General features: G+C 62.3%; 1 protein-coding gene. It reads left to right on the forward strand.

Annotated features, from left to right (window positions below; translation table 11 throughout):
• Positions 1-46 precede the first annotated feature (46 nt).
• Positions 47-1,420: an IS30 family transposase gene (locus AC0L21_RS37875; protein ID WP_473267072.1), complete on the forward strand. Its 1,374-nt coding sequence runs from the start codon at positions 47-49 to the stop codon at positions 1,418-1,420.
• Positions 1,421-1,462: the final 42 nt, after the last annotated feature.

Genomic DNA, 1,462 nt, shown 5'->3' on the forward strand with positions numbered 1-1,462 from the left:
GGCGGATTCAAACGGTCGTCGCAACACCAGGAGTTTGGAGGTTGCGATGAACGTTGTAAGGCGCAGATCGGCGCGGTCAGGACGAGCCCCATTGCCGTCGCCAGGACGGCCCTGTGTTGCCGGGCGCGATGAACAGAATAAATTTTGGCGGGCGATTGCCGCTGGGTTAAGCAGCGAAGATGCTGCACTCGAAGCCGGATTGTCACAACCTGTCGGAAGCAGATTATTCCGAAAGGCGGGCGGCATGCCACCAGCGATGTTCAGATCTTCGGCAAAGGCACTGTCCGGGCGGTATCTCTCGTTGAATGAGCGCGAGGAGATCGCACTTCTCAAGGTGCAGGGCCATTCCATACAGGAGATTGGACGTCGCCTGGGGCGGGCTGCTTCCACAGTCTCCCGTGAACTGCGGCGCAACGCGGCCACTCGCGGCGGCGGGTTGGAGTATCGGGCAATAACTGCCCAATGGCATGCGGATCGATCCGCCCGCCGGCCTAAGCCGACCAAGCTTGCGCTCAATGCAACCTTGCGCACTTATGTGGAGGAAAGACTTGCTGGCGGCGTCGTAGCCCCGACCGGCGCTCCCGTTCCTGGTCCCGCCGTTCCGTGGAAGGGGCGGCGGCATGGCCAGCGCAAGGATCGGCGATGGGCCAAAGCCTGGAGCCCTGAGCAGATTGCTCGACGCTTGCCGATCGACTTCCCGGACGACAAGACGATGCGCATCAGCCACGAAGCTATCTATCAAGCCCTCTTCGTTCAGGGCCGTGGCGCGCTACGCCGCGAGCTGACGGCCTGCTTGCGAACAGGGCGTGTGTTACGGATGCCCAGAGCGCGCGTACGCAGGCGAGGCAAGGGCTTTGTCTCGCCGGAGATCATGATCAGTGAGCGCCCTGCTGAAGCTGCCGATCGAGCAGTGCCGGGACATTGGGAGGGGGACCTTATCCTCGGTCTTGGCAGCTCGGCAATCGGCACGCTGGTCGAGCGCACGACGCGCTTTACGATGCTCTTGCACCTTCCACGGTTGGCGGGGCATGGCGAAGCTCCGCGCGCGAAGAACGGGCCAGCCCTTGCGGGACATGGGGCCGAAGCCGTGCGCGACGCAATCACGCGCACCATCATCACTTTGCCCGAAGAGCTGCGCCGTTCGCTAACCTGGGATCAGGGAGCCGAAATGGCTCAGCACGATCGTCTCAAGATCGATGCGGGTATCCAGGTCTACTTCTGCGACCCGCAAAGCCCATGGCAGCGCGGCACTAACGAGAACACCAACGGGCTGCTGCGGCAGTACTTCCCGAAAGGCACGGACCTGAGCATCCACAGCGCCGAAGAGATATCCGCTGTGGCAGCGGCCCTCAATGCCCGACCGCGGAAGACACTAGGCTGGAAAACGCCGGCGGAGGCGCTTGACGATCTTCTGTTATGAGTGAAAGTAACTGGTGTTGCGACGACCGTTTGAATCCGCCCA

This window comes from Bradyrhizobium sp. WSM4873 (assembly GCF_055811355.1).